Source organism: Trinickia symbiotica (genome assembly GCF_002934455.1).
Classification (GTDB): Bacteria; Pseudomonadota; Gammaproteobacteria; order Burkholderiales; family Burkholderiaceae; genus Trinickia; species Trinickia symbiotica.
Genome location: NZ_PTIR01000018.1, coordinates 85,661 through 104,979, shown reverse-complemented (window position 1 = coordinate 104,979; position 19,319 = coordinate 85,661). Strand labels below are relative to the sequence as shown.

Sequence of the window (19,319 nt, the reverse complement as noted above, 5' to 3'; positions counted from 1 at the left end):
GCGGCCTCAGCGGCCGCCCGTCCGTTTAGTCCATCCGGTCCGCTCCCGCCGCGGCTCATTCGGCCGCATCTTCGATCCAGGCTAGCTGGATGGCCTCGAGGATCTTTTCGCTCGACCGGTTCGGATCATCGTCGAACCCTTCGAGCTCCGTCACCCACCGATGCAAGTCCGTGAACCGCACGTATTGCGGATCGATGCCGCTGTGTTTATCGGTGAGGGCCATTGCGATTTCTTGTACGTCCGTCCACTTCATGGCTTGCTCCCTCCTCGGTTCAATGATTTTCCTTCGCATGGTTGATCGAGTAGCGCGGAATCTCGATGACGAGATCCTCGCCTGCGGGCACGACCGCCTGGCATGAAAGCCTCGAAGTGGGCTCGAGTCCCCATGCCTTGTCGAGCAGGTCGTCCTCGTTCTCCTCGGACGGCTCGAGCGCGTCGAAGCCCTCGCGTACGATCACATGGCAAGTGGTGCACGCGCAAGACATTTCGCAAGCATGCTCGATCTCGATCCCGTTCTCGAGCAGCGTCGCACAGACGCTCTTACCCGGCTCAGCCTCGATGACCGCCCCCTCGGGGCACAGTTCCACATGGGGCAGCACAACGATTTGCGACATACGGTTTCCGTTCAATCAGTGTAGTGTGGGCTTGCTTGTTAGACCTCGTCGAGCCGGCGACCCTTCAGTGCCTCGCGAATGCCCTTGTCCATGCGGCGCGCGGCAAACTCGTCCGTCGCCGAGGCGAGTGCTTTCGTGGCGGCTTCGATCGCATCCGCATCGCTGCCACGTGCCGCTTCGCGCAAATCGACGAGCGCGGCGTCGACGAGCGCGCGCTCGGCGGCGTCGAGCAATTCGCCATCGGCCGCGAGCGCCGCCTCGGTCGCTTCGATCAGCCGCTCGGCCTCGACCTGCGCTTCGCGCAGCGCGCGCGCTCGCATGTCCACCTCCGCCGACTTGAAACTATCTTCGAGCATGCGCGCGATGTCGTCGTCGGCGAGCCCGTACGAAGGCTTCACGACGACGGACGCCTCGACGCCCGAATGCTGTTCCCGTGCGACGACGGAAAGCAATCCGTCGGCATCGACTTGGTAGGTCACTCGAATGCGCGCGGCGCCGGCCGCCATCGGCGGAATCCCGCGCAGCTCGAAGCGCGCGAGCGAACGGCAGTCGGACACGAGCTCGCGCTCTCCCTGCACGACGTGGATCGCCATCGCGGTCTGGCCGTCCTTGAACGTCGTGAACTCCTGGGCACGCGCGACGGGAATCGTCGAGTTGCGCGGAATGATCTTTTCGACGAGCCCACCCATCGTCTCCACGCCGAGCGAGAGCGGAATCACGTCGAGCAGGAGCCAGTCGTCGCCGCCGCGGTTGCCGGCAAGCAAGTCGGCCTGAACGGCGGCTCCCAGCGCGACCACCTGATCGGGGTCGAGATTGGTGAGCGGGGGCTGGCCGAAGAACGCTTCGACGGCGCGGCGAATCACCGGCATGCGTGTCGCGCCCCCTACGAGCACGACACCCTTGACGTCGGCGGGCGCGATTTTCGCGTCGCGCAATGCCTTTTTTGTCGGCCCGAGGGTGCGCTGCACCAGATGCTCGACGAGCGTCGCGAATCGCGCTTCGCTGATCGGCTGAGCGATGCGCGTGCCATCGGACAGCGTCGCCTCGAGCAGCACTTCGTTGGCGCTCGACAACGCCTCTTTGGCCGCGCGCACGCGATCGAGCAGCAGCCGGACGTCCTCGGGCGCGAGGCTTTGCGGCGCGAGGCCGGCCTCGGACAAGACGTGGCGAAACAGCACGTGGTCGAAGTCGTCGCCGCCGAGCGCCGAATCGCCGCCCGCGGCCAACACCTCGAAGACCCCCTTCGTCAGCTTGAGGATTGACAGATCGAACGTCCCACCGCCGAGGTCGTAGACCGCGTAGAGCCCTTCCGCTCCGTTATCGAGGCCGTAGGCGATCGCCGCCGCCGTCGGTTCGTTGAGCAGGCGCAGCACATTCAGGCCGGCGAGACGGGCGGCATCCTTCGTCGCCTGCCGCTGCCCCTCGTCGAAATAGGCGGGCACGGTAATCACGGCGCCGACGAGCTCATCGCCGAGCGTATCTTCGGCGCGTTGACCCAGCGTGGCCAGGATTTCGGCGGACACCTCGACGGGGCTTTTGACCCCTGCGGCTGTGCGAATCTGCACCATGCCGGGCGCGTCGACAAAGTCGTACGGGGCATTCTCGGCGCCTTCGACCTCCGCCTTGCCGCGCCCCATGAAGCGCTTCACGGAGACGATGGTATTGCGCGGATCGATCGCGGCTTCTTCCTTTGCCGCATATCCGATCCGACGCCCGTCCTTCTCGAGATAGCGAACGACGGACGGCAGCAGTACGCGCCCGTGCTCATCGGGCAGCGCGTCGGGTACGCCGTTGCGCACGGCGGCGACCAGCGAATTCGTCGTACCGAGATCGATACCGACGGCGACACGCCGTTGGTGCGGCGCTGGCGCCATGCCGGGTTCGGAAATTTGCAATAAGGCCATCTGAGGTTTCTTCGGGGATCCGTGCCCCCGCTATTATGAGTCGGCTGCGCGATGGTCGCCGCGCAGCTTGGCGTCGTCCTAGTTCTCGAGCTTTTCGATCTGCGCGCCGATTTCGGTCGCGACGCGCTCGATGAACATCAATTGCCGCACCGCTTCGGCCGCCGGCTGATCAGCGCCGCCGTCCAGCAATGCGGCGAGTTTGGCGAAGCGCGCACGCTCCTCATCGCGCAGTTCATCGAGCAAGGCATTGAGCGCTTCGACATTCTTCGCGCCCGCGGCATCTTCCACGCGCTCGCGCCATTCCATTTGCTGCATCAAGAACGCCGATTCCATCGCGGTGTTGTTCTCGGCCTCGACGTCGGCCCCACGCAGCGAAAGCAGATAAGTGGCGCGCTTCAGCGGATCGCGAAGCGTGCTATATGCCTCGTTGGCGCGTGCGGCCCACTGCATCGCAATGCGCTTTTGCGCGTCTCCCGCGGCGGCGAAACGATCAGGGTGAACTTGCGCCTGCACCGTACGGTAGGCCGCATCGAGCGCATCGGTATCGAGCGCGAATCGTGCGGGGAGATGGAAAAGCTCAAAGTAATTTTGCTGGATCGAAGACATGAGGCGGTGGTCGTTGAAGGCCTCGGGGGCCGCGATGTTCACTTGTGCGCAACGGCGCGACGGCACGGGCGACTCGCGCATCCCTCGGCGACGCCGCGCCGTGCGAGCGAACAAAAGGCGGCTCGCGCCGCCCTTCTCTCCGGTCGATGCTTGCAGGAAGGAGAACCGCTACGAAACGCTCGCGAGCGTCGTCAGACGCGGAATGACTCGCCGCAGCCGCACTCGTCCTTCACGTTCGGGTTGTTGAACTTGAATCCCTCGTTCAATCCTTCGCGCGCGAAGTCGAGCTCCGTGCCATCGATATACGCGAGGCTCTTCGGGTCGACGATGACTTTGACGCCATTGGACTCGAAGATCTGGTCCTCGGGCTCGAGCTCATCGACGTATTCGAGCTTGTACGCGAGGCCCGAGCAGCCCGTCGTCCGGACGCCGAGCCGCAGACCGATTCCCTTGCCGCGCCGCACCAGATACTTCTGGACTTGCTGCGCGGCCTTGTCAGTCAATGTAATTGCCATGGCTCATTCAAGCAGCTTGCTGGTTTGCATCTACCACTGTCTTTCCAGCCGTGTCGCCCGCCACGCCCGTATGGCGTTGCTTGTAATCGGCCACCGCGGCCTTGATCGCGTCCTCGGCCAAGATCGAACAGTGAATCTTCACGGGCGGCAGCGCCAGCTCCTCGGCGATCTGCGTGTTCTTGATCGTGAGTGCCTCGTCGAGCGTCTTACCCTTCACCCATTCGGTGACGAGCGAGCTCGACGCGATAGCCGAACCGCAGCCGTACGTCTTGAACTTCGCATCTTCGATGACGCCGTCCGCACCCACGCGGATCTGCAGCTTCATCACATCGCCGCAAGCGGGCGCCCCGACCATGCCGGTGCCCACCGTGTCGTCGTCCTTGGCGAACGAGCCGACGTTGCGCGGATTCTCATAGTGATCCAACACTTTATTGCTGTAAGACATGGTCAAAACTCTCCTTGATTCCTGTGTCGTCCGGTGTTTGTCGTCCGATGCCGCTTCAGTGCGCGGCCCACTTGATCGTCGAAAGATCGATGCCGTCCTGGTGCATTTCCCAGAGCGGGGACAGGTCGCGCAGCTTAGCGATCTTCCTCTTCAACAGATCGACCACGAATTCGACCTCCTGTTCCGTCGTGAAGCGGCCCACGGTAAACCGGATCGAGCTATGCGCGAGCTCGTCGTTGCGGCCGAGCGCGCGCAGGACATACGACGGTTCGAGCGAGGCCGACGTGCACGCGGAGCCCGACGAAACGGCCACTTCCTTGATTGCCATGATCAGCGATTCGCCTTCGACGAAGTTGAAGCTCAGGTTCAGGTTGTGCGGAATGCGCCGTTCCATGTCGCCGTTGACATAGACCTCCTCGATTTCCGTGAGGCCGGCGAGCAACCGGTCGCGCAGCATGCGCACGCGCTCGTTTTCGGTCGCCATTTCCTCGCGGGCGATGCGAAACGCCTCGCCCATCCCGACGATCTGATGCGTCGGGAGCGTACCCGAGCGCATGCCGCGCTCATGGCCGCCGCCGTGCATCTGAGCCTCGATGCGCACACGCGGCTTGCGGCGCACATAGAGCGCACCGATGCCCTTCGGGCCGTAGGTCTTGTGCGCGGAAAACGACATCAGATCGACCTTCAGACGATTGAGGTCGATTTCGACCTTGCCCGTCGCCTGCGCGGCGTCGACATGGAAGATGATGTTCTTCGAGCGGCAGATTTCGCCGATCGCTTCGATGTCCTGAATCACGCCGATCTCGTTGTTCACGAACATCACGGAGACGAGAATCGTGTCGGGACGCAGGGCCGCCTTGAACGCCTCGATATCGACGAGGCCGTTCTCCTGAACGTCGAGGTACGTGACTTCGAAGCCTTCGCGCTCGAGCTCGCGGGCTGTATCGAGCACCGCCTTATGTTCGGTTTTCACCGTGACGACATGCTTGCCGCGGCTCTTGTAGAAGTGCGCGGCCCCCTTGATCGCGAGGTTGTCCGACTCCGTCGCGCCCGACGTCCAGATGATTTCGCGCGGATCGGCGTTGACCAGCGCGGCGACATGCTCGCGCGCCTCTTCGACGGCGCGCTCCGCTTCCCATCCATACGAATGGCTGCGCGACGCGGGGTTGCCGAACTGCTCGCGCAGAAACGGAATCATCTTGTCCACCACGCGCGGATCGACGGGCGTCGTCGCGCTGTAGTCCATATAGATGGGCAGATGGGGCATTTCGTTGATCATCAATCGCTCCGGGGGACTCGTTGTTTTGGGTACGGCGCTCGCCTCGCTCCGTTACGCTCGGCTCGATCGCTCGAGCCGGCTCGACGGGCAGCGCACTGAAATCAAATCAGCTAAGAACTCGCGATGTTGAATACCGAGTTCGGGCCTTTCGGTGTGGGACGCGGCGCCTCGGGCGCAGCCGGCTCGGTGCGCCGATCGTGCAGGACCGACGGCACGCCCTCGCGCGAGCGCTGTTGATCGACGAGATCTTGCAACGACACCGAATCGAGGTACTCGACCATCTTCTGGTTCAGCGTCGACCAGAGCTCGTGCGTCATGCAATGGCCGTCGCTTTGCTTCGTGCCCTCGCATGAGCCCTTGCCACCGCACTGAGTGGCATCGAGCGGCTCGTCGACGGCGATGATGATGTCCGCGACCGTCACTTCATTGGCCCTGCGGGCGAGGTTGTAACCGCCGCCCGGGCCGCGCACCGACTCGACGATCTCGTGACGACGCAGCTTGCCGAACAGCTGTTCGAGATAGGACAGCGAGATCCGCTGGCGCTGGCTGATTCCAGCGAGCGTCACCGGCCCCTGATCCTGCCGGAGCGCCAAGTCGATCATCGCCGTGACGGCGAAACGCCCTTTCGTGGTGAGTCTCATGGTATTGGGGGGAAACCGCAATTCTTGACAATTGCGGTCAAGTATAAATACATGACATTTTTAGTCAAGTATCCCCTGCCGCCGAACAGGTCATTAGGGTACGAAGAAGGTCCGAGCACGCAGGTGCGCGATCAATCCGCGGCACGCCTCCTCGCATTGATCGAGCACTTGCTCGAAGCCTTCCCCGCCGCCGAAGTACGGGTCGGCCACCTCGCTGACCGCCGGCTGAGCGGCGAATTCCATCAAGAGCCGCAATTTCGGCTGATGCCGCGGCGGGCAAAGCCGGCGCAACATACGCAGGTTCTCGCCGTCCATCGCGAGCAGCAGGTCGAACCGCTCGAAGTCTTCTTGGGCGACTTGCCTGGCCTTCAGCGCCGAGAGATCATAACCGCGTCGCAGCGCGGCCGCCTGCGCACGTTCATCGGGCGCTTCCCCGACATGCCAGTCGCCGGTGCCGGCGGAATCCACGACGATCCGATCCTGCAGCCCCGCCGCGTCGATTTGGGCGCGCATGACCGCTTCGGCCGTCGGCGAACGGCAGATGTTTCCAAGACAGACGAAACAGACGGAGACGGTGTTCATCATCGGCGGCGATAGAAAGGCGCCATTATAGAGGCGCCCCTCCTACGACGCTTGTGGCTTCCCGGCGCTCGAGGCGCGTTGCCCCACGGTGGCCGCGCTCTCGGTTTCAGTTCCGTCGATGAGCCCATAAGAGATCGTGCGAGCCAGCTCAGCGCTCACTTGCTCCGCCGCCAGCGGCTCATGCCGCGCCTTCTCGCCGTGCGCTTGCATCGCCGCAAGGGCGACCAGGGTCACCGCCACGGCCAGTGGCCAATAGACCGATATTCTCGTTTTCATCTTGCGCCCCTCGTTGATGTGGGCGCGCACACTGCGCGTCCGCGTTACATGAGAGGATTCTATAGATATCGTCTATTGAGACAAAGCCGGGAATAGCGAATTCAGCGTTGCGATACGATAAACAATCGTGCTACGACCCGGCGCTTCGGGGCGCGCGGTCGCCACCATGACTGCGTTGCGCGGCATAGAGCTCGCGGAACGTACGGCCGACGGGAGCCGGCATCTCGCGCGTCGCCGTCCACCCCTGCCCGAACGGCAGCCGCGAGATCGAGCGGCTGCGGCCTCCCATCGTTTCGAGCACGCGAACCGCAAGTTTGGTGACCAGCCCGTAAAGCGCCGGCCGCACGGCGACGAATCCCCAGACGGCAAGCCCGATGCGTTCCGCGAGCGGCCGCAAATGCCGGTCCATTTGCTTTTCGCGCAGCTTGCGCAAGAGGTCCGAAATCGGTATGCCGACCGGGCAGACACTGTTGCACTCGCCGCAAAGCGTGGCCGCCTGCGGCAGGTCGACCGCCTTGTCGAGCCCCACATAGCTCGGCGTGAGCACGGAGCCCATCGGGCCCGGGTAGACCCAACCATAAGCGTGGCCGCCCACCTTCTGATAGACGGGACAGTGGTTCATGCAGGCGCCGCAGCGTATGCAGCGCAGCATTTCCTGAAACTCGCCGCCGATGAGACCGGTGCGGCCGCCGTCGACGAGCACGACGTACATATCCTCGGGGCCGTCGCCATCGCCCTCGGCGCGATGCCCGGTCAGCAGGGAAAAGTAATTCGACATGGACTGCCCGGTCGCCGAGCGCGGCAGAAGCCGCATCGCGACCGCCAGGTCCTCGAGCGTCGGCAGCACTTTTTCGATGCCGGTCACGGCCACGTGCACGCGCGGCATGACCGTGCACATGCCCTCGTTGCCTTCGTTCGTGACGAGCACGACGGAGCCGGTTTCCGCGATCAGAAAGTTGCCCCCGGTCACGCCCATGTCGGCCGACATGAAGTGAGGTCGCAGGACGTCGCGCGCCTCGCGCGTCATCTGCGGAATTTCGGTGAGGCGCGCACGCGCGTGCGTTCGCGCGAACAGATCGGCGATCTCCTCCTTATCCTTGTGCACCACGGGCGCGATGATGTGGCTGGGAGGCTCGTTGTCGTTGATCTGCAGGATGTACTCGCCGAGGTCTGTCTCGATCGATTGCACGCCCATTTCGCCGAGAACCGCGTTCAGGCGCATCTCCTCCGAGACCATCGATTTGGTCTTGATGACCTTCTTGACGTCGTGACGACGCGCGATCTCGGCCACGAGCCGCGCCGCGTCGCGCGTCGTCTCGGCGTAGAGCACCGTCACCCCGCGACGCGTCGCCTCGCGCTCGAACGTCTCGAGCCAGACGTCGAGATCATCGAGCGCCCGGTTGCGGCGCACCTTGAGCTCCGCGCGCGTCGCCGGAAAATTAATCGACTCCATCGCCACCGCGCGCGCCGAAACGAACTTGGTCGACAGCTTCGTCAGGTTCTGCTGCAAACGCGCGTTGGCGAGACTCTCTTTCGCGCGCGCCTTGAAGTGCATCGATTGGACTTGCATGAAAGCACCGTATCGAAAAGACAAAAAGGCAGAGGCGCGTCAGATGTCTTCCGCAAGCACCTGGGCGATGTGAAGCACGCGCGTGACTGTATCGCCCGTGCGCCGCAGACGGCCTTCGATGTTGAGGATACAGCCGAGGTCCCCGAGCACGACCGTGTCCGCGCCGCTCGCACGGATGTTTTCGCACTTTTCGTCGACGATCGCCGTCGAGATATTGCCGTACTTGACCGCAAAGGTGCCGCCGAAGCCGCAGCAGTGCTCGCAGCCCTTCATCTCGTTGATCTCGACGCCCTTTTGCGCGAGCAAGGCCCGCGGCTCGAGCTTGACGCCAAGCTCGCGCAGCCCTGCGCAGGAGTCGTGATAGGTGACGGGGCCCACGAAATGGCCCGGCGACAGCTCGACCTTCGCCACGTTCACGAGAAAGTCCGTCAGTTCATGAACCTTGGCGCGAAGGCGTCCATAACGTCCCATAAGCTCGGGATCGTCGGCAAAAAGATCGGCGTAGTGGACAGCGATCATGCCGCCGCAGGACCCGGACGGAACAACGACATAGTCGAACTGCTCGAACTCGCGCAGCATCTTCTCGGCCAGATCGCGCGCGATGCGCCGCTCGCCCGAGTTGTAGGCGGGCTGCCCGCAGCAGGTCTGGGCGGGCGGCACAACCACCTCGAACCCCGCCTGCTCGATCAGCTTGACGGCCGAAAACCCGATTTCGGGGCGCATGAGGTCGATGAGGCAAGTGACGAACAATCCGACGCGCATGAGGGCTCCGTTGAGACGATCGCTGCCATTATCCGTCGATTGCGGCCGCTCGCGCGGGCAACCCGCCGAAAAACGGTGCCGAACCAGCGTTCGAACAGCGTTCGCTTTTTTCACAATACGAGATACAATGACTTTTTGCTTTGCGTCATTCGATCCACGATGAGCGATACGAACCAGGACACCAAGACGTCGATCCAGGTCATCGAACGCATGATGCGCCTGCTGGACGCCCTTGCCGGTCACACCGATCCGGTCAGCCTCAAGGAGCTCGCCCTGCGCACGGAGCTGCACCCGTCGACCGCGCACCGCATTCTCAACGACATGGTCACCTGCCGCCTGGTCGACCGTTCGGATCCGGGCACTTACCGGCTCGGCATGCGGTTGCTCGAGCTCGGCAATCTCGTCAAGGCCCGCCTCTCCGTGCGCGATGCGGCGCTCGCGCCGATGCGCGAGCTGCATCGTCTCACCGGGCAGACGGTCAACTTGTCAGTGCGCCAGGGCGACGAAATCGTCTACATCGAACGTGCCTACTCCGAGCGTTCGGGCATGCAGGTCGTGCGCGCGATCGGCGGCCGGGCCCCGCTGCACCTGACATCGGTCGGCAAGCTCTTCCTGGCGGCCGACGAGGCCCCGCGCGTGCGTGCCTATGCCACGCGCACGGGTCTCTCGGGGCACACTCAAAATAGCATCACGGACCTCGGACGGCTCGAGCGAGAGTTGCTGCAGGTGCGTCAGCAGGCTTGCGCCCGCGACAACGAAGAGCTCGAGCTCGGCGTGCGCTGCATCGCCGCCGGAATCTACGACGACACGGGCAAGCTCGTTGCCGGCCTCTCGCTGTCGGCTCCGGCAGACCGGCTGCAGGATGCGTGGCTCGGTCACCTGAGCCGCACCGCGCTCGTCATCTCCGAATCGCTCGGATACCACCCCGAAGCGGTGAGCGCGACGGCCGGCAACGGCCACGACACTAAAGCGGCGAAAACCGCTTGAGCCACCGCTTGAGCCACGTCAGCCGGCCGATAAAAAGCCCCGTCACGCGAACGGGGCTTTTTTCTGATCGCGACGGTGAAGCACCGCGTCACGTCCCTCCGCGCGGGCCTGCGTCGGCGCTCGTGATCCGCTGATCGCCGCCGTTGTCGAGCCAGGTGCGCAGGCGCGTGGCGTCGGCGAAGCGCGAGTACTTGCCCGACGAATCGAGCAGCACCATGATCAGCGGCCGGCCCTGGATCGTCGCCTGCATCACGAGGCACTCGCCCGCTTCGTTGATGAAACCGGTCTTTTGCAGGCCGATCTCCCACGACGGATTGCGCACGAGCGCGTTGGTGCTGTTGTAGGCGATCTCACGCCGGCCCGTATCGACCGTATAGCTGCGATCCGTGGAGAACTTGCGGATCAGCGGATACTGATAGGCCGCGTCGACCATCTTCACGAGATCGCGCGCCGTCGAGACGTTATGGCTCGTGAGGCCGGTCGGGTTCTCGAAACGCGTGTCCGTCATGCCGAGCGCCTTCGCCTTGGCGTTCATCGCGGCGATGAACGCCGCGCGGCCGCCCGGATAGTAGCGCGACAGCGCGGCCGCTGCGCGATTTTCCGACGCCATCAGCGCGATGTGCAGCATATCCTCGCGCGACAGCACCGAGCCGACGGCGAGCCGCGAGCCGGTATGCTTCTCGTAGTCGCGATCCTCGTCCGTCACCTCGATCTCGTCCGTCAGCGGCATCTTGGAATCGAGGACGACCATCGCCGTCATCAGCTTCGTGATCGAGGCGATGGGCACGACGGAGCGCGAGTTTTTGTCGAAGAGCGTTTCGGACGTGTTCTGGTCGATCACGTAAGCGACGTTCGAGCGCAGCGCGAGTCCTTCCGGCCCCTCTTGCAGCTTGAACGCCTGGCCGGTCGCCGGCAGGCGCGACTCGAAGGCGACCCGGCGCATCGCGCCGTGACGCCCGTGCGCCCTCAGGGTGTACGAAACGCGCTTCTTGCGTGTTTTCTCGTCCGCGAGGGCGGCGGGCTTTTCGGCACTCGCGGCTTCTTTGGCCGCGGCGTGTCGGATCTTGTGCGCTTTCTTCGCGAGGGAGGGCTTGGTCTGAGCGGCGTCGGTCGAGCTGGGCGCGGCAAGCGCGTCGGTCGGGGCCGCGAAGACCGCGGCGGCGAGCAGGGAAGCAGTCACCGAGACGACTCTGGTAAGCGCCACGTCTTGCATCACTTTGAGCGACGAAAACAGAGCGGTTTTCATTGGTGTTCTTAAAACGGGTGGCGAGAGACGGAAGGTTCCGGCAAGTGTAGTAAAGGTATTAAAAATAAGCAATCTGAAGCACTTACCGGCGGTCCTTGAAGCAAATTGTAGGTGCTGGCAGGCAGAATCGGCTGCCGCGCACGCGCGATTTCAGCATGCGACAAAACGCGGGTTCGCTATGGGGCGATAGCCACATAACGGCGCATTTGACGCAAACTTGAACGAAAAATGACAGCATTGGCCCGCCACGGACGGGCGCCGAGGGGCGGGCGCCACGACGGCGGCGATCGGCCGCGATGCGCCCTTCGAACTGCATTGCGCGTCGCGAGCCGACTCAACGCGCGGCGGCGACCTTGCGTTGACGTCGAGTCGACGCGCGCACAAAGTGCGGCGGGAGCGTGGGCGCGATCGTATCACGAGACTGGTGCACGAGGGCGAAGCACTGCCGCATTTTTTCCCGGAAAGCGAGCGTTTGCTCGGCCAAAATTACCGTCATGCCGTTGTTTTTACGTGGAAACCCTAACATTGTGCAATGCACAAAAATGCGCTTGACATTTGGTCAAGTGAGCCTAAAATAGGATCCGTTGTTGCGACGCACAAAACGCGTCGGCTAGACGACGCGATCAAAGTTTTGCCATTCCACCCCCCGGTCTGCGCCAGACAGGCCGACTATCAGGAGCGAAAACATGACTCTGCTGACACCTGAGCAATTCGCGGCAGCCCAGAAGGCCAACCTCGAAGCGCTGTTCGGCCTCACGAACAAGGCGTTCGAAGGCATCGAGAAGCTGGTCGAGTTGAACGTGCAAGTCGTCAAGTCGACGATCGCGGAAGGCCAGGAAAACGCGCAGCGTGCGCTGTCCGTGAAGGATGCGCAGGAATTCCTCGCGCTGCAAGCGAGCATCGCGCAGCCCGCGGCTGAGAAGGTCCTGTCGTACGGCCGTCATCTCTATGAGATCGCGTCGGCCACGCAAGCCGAATTCGCGCGCGTCGCGGAAGCGCAGTACGAAGAGCAGAACCGCAAGGTGCAGGCGCTCGTCGACAACATCGGCAAGAACGCTCCCGCCGGCTCGGAAACGGCTGTCGCCGTGATGAAGTCCGCGATCACGGCCGCCAACACCACGTACGAAACGGTCCACAAGGCGACGAAGCAAGCCGTCGAGATCGCCGAAAGCAACTTCAACGCGGCCGCCACGGCTGCGCAAAAGGCCGCTCAACAAGCCGCTTCGGCTTCGCGCGCGGCAGCGAAAAAGCCTGTTGCCTGAGAGTCGTGACGGGAACCGAGGGCTGAACTCCGGCCCTCCCCGCACGAAAAAACGGCGCGCTTCCCAACGGAAGCGCGCCGTTTTTGCTTTTATATGCGTTACGGCGGGCGCCGCGATCCACCGAGCGCCCGTCGCGCCGAAAACTTGACGACCCAGTCGGGCGGCCAAGCCTTCGCGCGCCGCTTCACTTCTTGCGCTGCGGCGGCAGGTCGGTGCAGACCCCTTCGTAAAGCTCGGCGGCCATGCCGATCGATTCGCCGAGCGTCGGGTGCGGATGGATCGTGCGGCCGATGTCGGTGGCATCCGCCCCCATCTCGATGGCAAGGCACACTTCGCTGATCAGATCGCCGGCGTTGAGGCCGACGATCCCGCCGCCGATGACGCGATGCGTCTCTTCGTCGAAGATCAGCTTCGTGAAGCCCTCGTCCCGGCCGTTCGCGATCGCCCGGCCCGAGGCGGCCCAGGGGAAGACGGCCTTGCCGAACTTGATGCCCTCGGCCTTGCACTGGTCCTCGGTCTTTCCGGCCCAAGCGACCTCCGGGTCGGTATAGGCCACGGACGGGATCTGCAGCGCGTCGAAATAAGCCTTTTCACCATGCGCAGCTTCCGCCGCGACGTGCCCTTCGTGCACCGCCTTGTGGGCGAGCATCGGCTGCCCGACGATGTCGCCGATCGCGAAGATGTGCGGCACGTTGGTACGCATCTGCTTGTCGACCTCAATGAAGCCGCGATCGGTCACCGCGATCCCCGCGTTGTCGGCACCGATTTTCTTGCCGTTCGGGCTGCGTCCGACCGCCACGAGTACGAGGTCGTAGCGCTGCGCCTGCGCTGGCGCGCTCTCGCCTTCGAACTTGACGTAGATGCCGTCGGACTTCGCTTCGGCCGACGTCGTCTTGGTCTTCAGCATGACGTTGGCGAAATGCCTGGCGCTGTACTTCTGCCAAACCTTCACGAGGTCGCGATCGGCGCCCAGCATAAGGCCGTCGAGCATCTCGACGACGTCGATCTTGGCGCCGAGCGTCGCATAGACCGTCGCCATTTCGAGTCCGATGATGCCGCCGCCGACGACAAGCATCCGCTGCGGAATCTGCGGCAGCTCGAGCGCGCCCGTCGAATCGATGACGCGCGGGTCGTCGGGCATGAACGGCAGCTTCACGGCTTGCGAGCCGGCCGCGACGATCGCCTGCTTGAAGCGGACGACCCTTTTGCCGCTTTCGCCCTGGACTTCCATATGGTGCGGGTCGAGGAACGAGCCGACACCGGTCACGACCTCGACCTTGCGCGCTTTCGCCATGCCTGCCAAGCCCGTCGTCAGCTTCTTGACGACGCCGGACTTGAATGAGCGCAGCTTCGGAAGGTCGATCTTCGCCTCCCCGAACATGATGCCGTGCTCGGCGAGCTCGCCGACTTCGTCCATGATCAGCGCCGTGTGCAGCAGCGCCTTCGACGGAATGCAGCCGACGTTCAGGCACACGCCGCCGAGCGTCGGATAGCGCTCGACGAGTACCGTCTTCATGCCGAGATCGGCCGAGCGGAAGGCCGCCGAGTAGCCACCGGGCCCCGCGCCGAGCACGACCATGTCGCACTCGATGTCGACGTTACCCGTGTAGCTGGCTGCGGCAGGCGCCGCAGCCGGCTGTGAGCGCGGCGGTTCTGCACGCGCGGGAGCCGGGGCCGCGGCCGGCGCGTGCGACTGGGCGGCGGGCGCCGGCTTCGCCGCACCGGCGCCAACGCTTACTTCGACGAGCGCGATGACGGTGCCCTGCGAGACCTTGTCGCCGGCCTTGATCCTCACTTCCTTGACCGTGCCGGCGGCATCGCTCGGCACCTCCATCGACGCCTTGTCGGACTCGAGCGTCAGCAGCGACTGTTCCTTCTCGATGACGTCGCCAGCCTTGATGTTGACCTCGATGACATCGACGTCCTTGAAATCGCCGATATCCGGCACTTTCACTTCGACGAGACTCATTCACGTCCCCTTCTTGTTAGCGCCGGCGATCAAAGGATCACGCGCCGGAAATCGGCGAGCAGCGAGGTGAGATAGGCGTTGAAGCGCGCGGCCTCGGCGCCGTCGATGACACGATGATCGTATGACAGCGAAAGCGGCAGCGTGAGCCGCGGGGCGAACTGCTTGCCGTCCCAGACGGGCTTCATCGCGCCGCGCGAAAGACCGAGGATCGCCACTTCGGGCGCATTGATGATCGGCGTGAAATGCGTGCCGCCGATGCCGCCCAGCGACGAAATCGAGAAGCAGCCGCCTTGCATCTGATCGGGCTTGAGCTTGCCTTCGCGCGCGAGCTTCGAGAGCTCGGCCATCTCCTTGGCGATCTCGATGAGTCCCTTCTTGTCCGCGTCGCGGATCACAGGAACGACGAGCCCGTTCGGCGTATCGGCCGCAAAGCCGACGTGGTAGTACTGCTTGTAGACGAGATTGTCGCCATCGAGGCTCGCGTTGAACGTCGGGAACTTCTTCAACGCGGCCACGACGGCCTTGATCACGAACGCGAGCATCGTGACCTTGACACCCGCCTTCTCGTTTTCCTTGTTGAGCTGAACGCGCAGCGCCTCGAGCTCGGTGATGTCGGCCTCGTCGTTGTTCGTGACGTGCGGAATCATCACCCAGTTGCGGTGCAGGTTCGCGCCCGAAATCTTCTTGATGCGCGAAAGCGGCTTGGCCTCGATCGGGCCGAACTTCGTGAAGTCGATCTTCGGCCAGGGCAGCAGGTTCAGCTCGCCGCCCGCGGACGGCGCGCCCGCGGGTACGCCGGCCGGCGCGCGCTGTCCGGTCATCACGCCCTTCACGAACGCTGTCACGTCTTCCTGAGTAATGCGGCCTTTCGGGCCCGTGCCCGGCACGAGCGCCACATCGACGCCGAGATCGCGCGCGAACTTGCGCACCGAGGGCGACGCATGGCTCGGCCGGCGCACGCCGCCCTCTCCCGCTGGAATCAGCGGAGCCTGTGCGAGCGCGGATGGCGGCGTGGGCGCCTTGTGCGCCAGGTCGGGACGCGGCGAATCGGAGGGCTCTTCCACCTTCCTCTGTGGCGCGGCGGCCGGGGCCGGCGCTGCTTCGGCACCCGCGCCTCCGGATTCGAGCAGCAGAATCACGGAACCTTCGGAGACGGTGTCGCCCACCTTTACCTTCAGATCCTTGACGACGCCGTCGGCCGGGCTTGGTACATCCATCGTCGCCTTGTCGGATTCGAGCGTGATGAGCGATTGCTCCTTCTGCACGCGATCGCCGACTTTTACGGCGATCTCGATGACGGGGATGTCCTTGAAGTCGCCGATGTCGGGCACTTTGACTTCCTGGACCGCGCCGCCGGCCGGCGCGGCGGCCGCCGGAGCCGGCGCGGCGGCCGGTGCCGCCGCCGGCGCGGGGGAAGGCGCGGCCGCGCCGTTGCCTTGCGCGGGCTTGGCGGCCCCTGCCGCGCCGCCTTCGAGCAGCACGATCAACGTGCCCTCGGAGACGGTGTCGCCCTGCTTCACTCGGATTTCCTTGACGGTGCCGGCCGCGGGGCTCGGCACGTCCATCGTCGCCTTGTCCGACTCGAGCGTGATGAGGGACTGCTCCGGCTCGACGGTATCGCCCGGTTTCACGAGGATGTCGATGACGGGTACGTCCTTGAAATCGCCGATGTCCGGCACCTTGACTTCGATCGCTTGACTCATTTGTTGGTGTCTCCAGGGCACACGCGCGTGAAGCCGCCTTTCGGGCGGCTCACGCACGCGTCGGATCGCGCGAAGGCGATGCCTTAAACGGTCATCGGGTTGGGTTTGTTGGGGTCGAGGCGGTACTTCGCGAGCGCGTCGGCCACGACCTTGCGCTCGATGGTACCTTCATCGGCCAGCGCGTTCAGCGCGGCGACGGTGACCCAGTAACGGTCGACTTCGAAGAAGTGACGCAGCTTCTCGCGCGTGTCGGAGCGGCCGAAGCCGTCGGTGCCGAGCACGACGAAGCGCCGCGGCACATAAGCGCGGATCTGATCGGCCAGCGCCCGCACGTAGTCCGTCGAAGCGACGATGGGGCCCTGCGTATCCTTCAGCAGCGTTTCAACGTGCGAAAGCTTGCGCGGCTCCGTCGGGTGCAGCAGGTTCCAGCGCGACACTTCCTGGCCCTCGCGCGCGAGCTCGGTGAAGCTCGGCACGCTCCAGAGGTCGGCGGCCACCCCCCAGTCGTTCTTCAGCAAATCGGCCGCGGCGATCACTTCGTTCAGGATCGTGCCCGCGCCCATGAGTTGCACGCGCGGCGCCTTGCCCGAGCCGTCGGCCTTCTTGAGCGAGTACATGCCTTTGATGATGTGAGCGGCCACGTCGTCACCCTCGGGAATCGCCGGGTGCTCGTAGTTCTCGTTCATCACCGTGACGTAGTAGAACACGTCCTCCTGCTCCTGAACCATCCGGCGCAGGCCGTCTTGCATGATGACCGCGAGCTCGAAGCCGAACGTCGGATCGTAGCTGACGCAGTTCGGCACCGACGACGCCCACAGCAGCGAATGGCCGTCCTCGTGCTGGAGGCCTTCGCCGTTCAGCGTCGTGCGGCCCGACGTGCCGCCGAGCAGGAAGCCGCGCGAACGCATGTCGCCGGCCGCCCAGATGAGATCGCCGATGCGCTGGAAGCCGAACATCGAGTAGAAGACGTAGAACGGCACCATGATCTCGCCGTGCGTCGAATACGACGTCGCCGCGGCGATCCAGTCGCACATCCCGCCCGCCTCGTTGATCCCTTCCTGCAGGATCTGGCCGGTCTCGGATTCCTTATAGAACATCAGCTGATCGGAATCCTCGGGCACATACTTCTGGCCGTCCTGGTTCCAGATGCCGATTTGCCGGAAGAGACCCTCCATGCCGAACGTGCGCGACTCGTCGGGCACGATCGGCACGACGCGCTTGCCGAGCGCTTTGTCCTTCAGCAGGATGTTGAGGATCCGCACGAACGCCATCGTCGTCGAGATCTCGCGGCCTTCGCCCGTGCCCTTCAGGAGCGGCTCGAACGCCGAGAGCGGCGGCACGGGCAGCGACTCGGCCGCCTTTTGACGACGTGCCGGCAGATAGCCGCCGAGCTCCTCGCGCCGGGCGCGCATGTACTCGAGTTCCTTCGACCCTTCCTCGAACTTGAGGTACGGCACGTCGACGATCTGCTCGTCGGAGATCGGGAGCCGGAACTGGTCTCGGAATGCCTTGAGCTGATCCACCTGCATCTTCTTCTGCTGGTGGGTGATGTTCATTGCCTGGCCGGCCTCGCCCATGCCGTAGCCCTTGATCGTCTTCGCGAGGATGACGGTCGGCTGGCCCTTGTGATGCGTGGCCGCGTGGAACGCCGCATAGATCTTGTGCGGATCGTGGCCGCCGCGGTTCAGGTTCCAGATGTCGTCGTCGGACCAATCGGCGACGAGCGCCTTCAATTCCGGCGTGTTGAAGAAGTGCTCGCGCACGAAGGCGCCCGACTCGGACTTGTACGTCTGATACTCGCCGTCGACGACTTCCATCATCCGGCGCATCAGGGCACCCGTCTTGTCACGCGCGAAGAGCGCGTCCCAGCGGCTGCCCCAGATGACCTTGACGACGTTCCAGCCCGCGCCGCGGAATTCCGACTCGAGCTCCTGAATGATCTTGCCGTTGCCGCGCACGGGGCCGTCGAGGCGCTGCAAGTTGCAGTTGACGACGAACACGAGATTGTCGAGCCGCTCACGGCCCGCCATGCCGATCGCGCCGAGCGATTCGGGCTCGTCGGTCTCGCCGTCGCCGAGGAACGCCCAGACCTTGCGGCCCTCCGCGTTGACGATGCCGCGCGCCTGCAGATACTTCATGAAGCGCGCCTGGTAGATCGCCATGATCGGGCCGAGGCCCATCGAGACGGTCGGGAACTGCCAGAAGTCGGGCATGAGCCACGGGTGCGGATACGACGAGATGCCCTCGCCGCCCACCTCCTGGCGGAAGTTGTCGAGCTGCGTTTCGGTCAGCCGGCCGAGCAGGAAGGCGCGCGCATAGATGCCGGGCGACGAGTGGCCTTGCGCGAATACGAGGTCGCCGCCGTGCTTGTCCGACGGCGCGTGCCAGAAATGATTGAAGCCGACGTCGTAGAGCGTCGCGGCCGAGGCGAACGAAGCGATGTGGCCGCCGACGTTCGTGTGCTTGCCCGCGCGCAGCACCATCGCGATCGCGTTCCAGCGCGTGTAGGAGCGGATGCGGTGCTCGATGTCCTGGTCGCCGGGAATCTTCGCCTGATTCGGGACCGGAATGGTGTTGATGTAGGGGGTGTTGGCCGAGAACGGCAGATGCTCGCCATGCACGCGGGCAAACTCGATCTGCTTTTCGATCAGGTAGTGCGCACGGTTCGGGCCGACGGCGGAGATCACGCCCTCCAGTGCCTCGAGCCATTCGCCGGTTTCCTGGGGATCGTCGTCTTTATCGGCGGCGACATACTTCATGACTTCGTCGGGCACAGCGGACATTCTCGTCTCCTGGTAGGAAATGCTCTTCGAACAGACGACGCGAGCCGGTTCGGCCGCGGCAGTTGTGGGCGATTGTAATGACCCCAGACGCCACCGCGCAACGAATTTTTCGAATTACGAGATCATTTCTCATAATGCGGAATATTGTTGCAACGCACATCGAACGGCACGCAGA

Annotated in this window: 18 protein-coding genes; 2 read left to right on the top strand and 16 right to left on the bottom strand. The window is 64.1% G+C overall.

The features are described 5' to 3' along the window. Window positions 1–55: 55 nt before the first annotated feature. The 12 genes from iscX to B0G57_RS22910 form a co-directional block, all read right to left on the bottom strand. Window positions 56–253, bottom strand: coding sequence for a Fe-S cluster assembly protein IscX (gene iscX / locus B0G57_RS22965; RefSeq protein ID WP_018440217.1), 198 nt, complete (start codon window positions 251–253; stop codon window positions 56–58). A 19-nt stretch (window positions 254–272) separates the two neighbouring features. After that, on the bottom strand, window positions 273–614 hold the full coding sequence (fdx, locus tag B0G57_RS22960; protein WP_018440218.1) for an ISC system 2Fe-2S type ferredoxin: 342 nt from the start codon (window positions 612–614) through the stop codon (window positions 273–275). A 38-nt stretch (window positions 615–652) separates the two neighbouring features. After that, on the bottom strand, window positions 653–2,518 hold the full coding sequence (hscA, locus tag B0G57_RS22955) for a Fe-S protein assembly chaperone HscA (RefSeq protein ID WP_026229586.1): 1,866 nt from the start codon (window positions 2,516–2,518) through the stop codon (window positions 653–655). Between the two features lie 78 nt (window positions 2,519–2,596). Then, the gene (gene hscB / locus B0G57_RS22950; RefSeq protein WP_026229587.1) at window positions 2,597–3,124 is read right to left on the bottom strand and encodes a Fe-S protein assembly co-chaperone HscB; all 528 of its coding nucleotides are present in this window, start codon (window positions 3,122–3,124) and stop codon (window positions 2,597–2,599) included. Window positions 3,125–3,315: 191 nt separating this feature from the next. After that, entirely contained in the window at window positions 3,316–3,639 is a 324-nt protein-coding gene (iscA, locus tag B0G57_RS22945; RefSeq protein ID WP_018440221.1) for an iron-sulfur cluster assembly protein IscA, read from the bottom strand. A 7-nt stretch (window positions 3,640–3,646) separates the two neighbouring features. Beyond that, window positions 3,647–4,084, bottom strand: a complete 438-nt coding sequence (gene iscU, locus B0G57_RS22940; RefSeq protein ID WP_018440222.1) for a Fe-S cluster assembly scaffold IscU — start codon at window positions 4,082–4,084, stop codon at window positions 3,647–3,649. A 55-nt stretch (window positions 4,085–4,139) separates the two neighbouring features. After that, window positions 4,140–5,363 (bottom strand): IscS subfamily cysteine desulfurase, encoded by a 1,224-nt coding sequence (locus B0G57_RS22935; protein WP_018440223.1) that lies wholly within the window; start codon window positions 5,361–5,363, stop codon window positions 4,140–4,142. Between the two features lie 110 nt (window positions 5,364–5,473). Further along, window positions 5,474–6,004 carry a Fe-S cluster assembly transcriptional regulator IscR gene (gene iscR / locus B0G57_RS22930; protein WP_018440224.1) on the bottom strand — a complete coding sequence of 177 codons (531 nt, stop codon included), beginning with the start codon at window positions 6,002–6,004 and terminating at the stop codon, window positions 5,474–5,476. Window positions 6,005–6,097: 93 nt separating this feature from the next. After that, complete coding sequence (locus tag B0G57_RS22925) at window positions 6,098–6,586, bottom strand: low molecular weight protein-tyrosine-phosphatase (RefSeq protein WP_026229588.1); 489 nt, start codon at window positions 6,584–6,586, stop codon at window positions 6,098–6,100. Between the two features lie 42 nt (window positions 6,587–6,628). Further along, window positions 6,629–6,862: a hypothetical protein gene (locus tag B0G57_RS22920; RefSeq protein WP_020566136.1), complete on the bottom strand. Its 234-nt coding sequence runs from the start codon at window positions 6,860–6,862 to the stop codon at window positions 6,629–6,631. A 130-nt stretch (window positions 6,863–6,992) separates the two neighbouring features. Further along, window positions 6,993–8,432 carry a lactate utilization protein B gene (locus B0G57_RS22915; protein ID WP_018440227.1) on the bottom strand — a complete coding sequence of 480 codons (1,440 nt, stop codon included), beginning with the start codon at window positions 8,430–8,432 and terminating at the stop codon, window positions 6,993–6,995. 39 nt (window positions 8,433–8,471) lie between these two features. Beyond that, complete coding sequence (locus tag B0G57_RS22910) at window positions 8,472–9,194, bottom strand: (Fe-S)-binding protein (RefSeq protein ID WP_026229589.1); 723 nt, start codon at window positions 9,192–9,194, stop codon at window positions 8,472–8,474. A 159-nt stretch (window positions 9,195–9,353) separates the two neighbouring features. Between B0G57_RS22910 and B0G57_RS22905 the strand changes: the two genes are divergently transcribed. Continuing rightward, complete coding sequence (locus tag B0G57_RS22905; RefSeq protein WP_018440229.1) at window positions 9,354–10,181, top strand: IclR family transcriptional regulator; 828 nt, start codon at window positions 9,354–9,356, stop codon at window positions 10,179–10,181. An 88-nt stretch (window positions 10,182–10,269) separates the two neighbouring features. On the opposite strand, the gene pbpG is transcribed toward B0G57_RS22905, so the two are convergent. Then, a complete protein-coding gene (pbpG, locus tag B0G57_RS22900) occupies window positions 10,270–11,427 on the bottom strand; it encodes a D-alanyl-D-alanine endopeptidase (RefSeq protein WP_018440230.1) in 1,158 nt (385 codons plus the stop codon). 686 nt (window positions 11,428–12,113) lie between these two features. Between pbpG and B0G57_RS22895 the strand changes: the two genes are divergently transcribed. Then, window positions 12,114–12,689: a phasin family protein gene (locus B0G57_RS22895; protein WP_018440232.1), complete on the top strand. Its 576-nt coding sequence runs from the start codon at window positions 12,114–12,116 to the stop codon at window positions 12,687–12,689. Between the two features lie 184 nt (window positions 12,690–12,873). Here the strand turns inward: B0G57_RS22895 and lpdA are convergent, their stop codons facing one another. The 3 genes from lpdA to aceE all read right to left on the bottom strand — a co-directional run bounded on the left by lpdA (window position 12,874) and on the right by aceE (window position 19,144). Beyond that, window positions 12,874–14,658, bottom strand: a complete 1,785-nt coding sequence (gene lpdA / locus B0G57_RS22890) for a dihydrolipoyl dehydrogenase (RefSeq protein WP_018440233.1) — start codon at window positions 14,656–14,658, stop codon at window positions 12,874–12,876. Between the two features lie 29 nt (window positions 14,659–14,687). Continuing rightward, a complete protein-coding gene (aceF, locus tag B0G57_RS22885; protein WP_018440234.1) occupies window positions 14,688–16,361 on the bottom strand; it encodes a dihydrolipoyllysine-residue acetyltransferase in 1,674 nt (557 codons plus the stop codon). Window positions 16,362–16,444: 83 nt separating this feature from the next. Continuing rightward, window positions 16,445–19,144, bottom strand: coding sequence for a pyruvate dehydrogenase (acetyl-transferring), homodimeric type (gene aceE, locus B0G57_RS22880; RefSeq protein WP_018440235.1), 2,700 nt, complete (start codon window positions 19,142–19,144; stop codon window positions 16,445–16,447). Window positions 19,145–19,319: the final 175 nt, after the last annotated feature.